The sequence below is a fragment of the Pontimicrobium sp. MEBiC01747 genome (assembly GCF_053601635.1).
The window spans coordinates 1-1,260 of the sequence record NZ_JBSHNS010000508.1; the positions used below are offsets into that span (position 1 = coordinate 1).

Annotated in this window: 2 protein-coding genes; both read right to left on the reverse strand. The window is 32.2% G+C overall.

Annotated features, from left to right (window positions below; translation table 11 throughout):
• Positions 1 to 640, reverse strand: a 640-nt coding sequence (locus ACVC2P_RS16565) for a fatty acid desaturase (protein WP_452599567.1), incomplete at its 3' end; no start/stop codon positions are given.
• A gap of 57 nt (positions 641 to 697) precedes the next feature.
• Positions 698 to 1,260: Crp/Fnr family transcriptional regulator (locus ACVC2P_RS16570; protein WP_452599568.1), on the reverse strand; the 563-nt coding region annotated here is incomplete at its 5' end.

Genomic DNA, 1,260 nt, shown 5'->3' on the forward strand with positions numbered 1-1,260 from the left:
AATTAGCACGGCTGGCATGTTTATGATGATTATTATGGTAACCTTCTCCCATCATTAAAAAATCGAAACGAAAGAGGTTTTTGCTAGTGTTTTTCATTTTAAAATTTACATAACCATAGATGTGACCAAACCAGTTAATAATAACACCATGAATAGGAGCCATTAAAAAGGTTATAGGTAATAATAACCATTGCCAAGGACTAGAAACAAAGCAAACAAAAAACAAAACATATAATACTATCCATATTAATCTAGAAAACCTAGAGCTAGCAAAAGCATCAAAACGTTTCCATTGTGGTACATTTTTAGTAAAACGCTCATCGACTTTTACACGCCCCATATTAATATCTTGATAAATTGTTTTAGTTTTCCACATCATAGCAAACAAATTAGCATCGTAAGCAGGGGAGTGCGGGTCTTTTTCGGTATCTGTATAGGCATGATGTATACGGTGCATAATACCATAACCATAAGCGCTTAAATAACTAGAGCCTTGAAAAACCCAAGTTAAAATAAAGGTAATGCGTTCCATGGTTTTAGACATGGTAAATACTTGATGCGCTGCATAACGGTGTAAAAAAAACGACTGAAAAAATAATCCACCATACCAAAGCGTAAGGACGAAAAGAATAATAATCATATATAAAAAATTTTCGCAAAGTTACTTCTGCGAAATATGTTTTACAATGAACCTAAGTTAAGAAAGCCGTTTACGAATACGGCTTAACGCCTGTGCTGTAACGCCTATATACGAACTAATATATTTTAATGGAATTACCTTTAAAAGCTCTGGACGCTCTTTAAATAGTTTTAAATAACGCTCTTCTGCTGAGAGGTTTAGTAAGTATTGCTCGCGTTTAGATTTTATTAAAAATAACCGTTCGGCAGTTAGTCTACCTATTAGGTTTCCAATTTGAGTTGTATTGTAAACCTCTTGCAAGTCATTATATGTAATACTTACAATAGTCGTATCTGTTAAGGCTTGTAATTGGTATTGAGAAGGTTTACGTGTTAAAAAAGAATCGTAAGCACTTATAAATTGATTTTTAAAACTAAAACCAAAAGTGATCTCTTTATCAGGATTGTCTTTAGGTATAAATAAACGCACAACACCGGACTCTATAAACGAGATATGATTTTCTATTTCATTGGTCTTTAAAAAGACTTCTTTTTTAGAAATAACATGACGTTTTAATTTAGAAGTAAAAAACGCCCAATCTAAATCTGAAATAGTCGCAATTTGTTCAAGATACTCTTTAA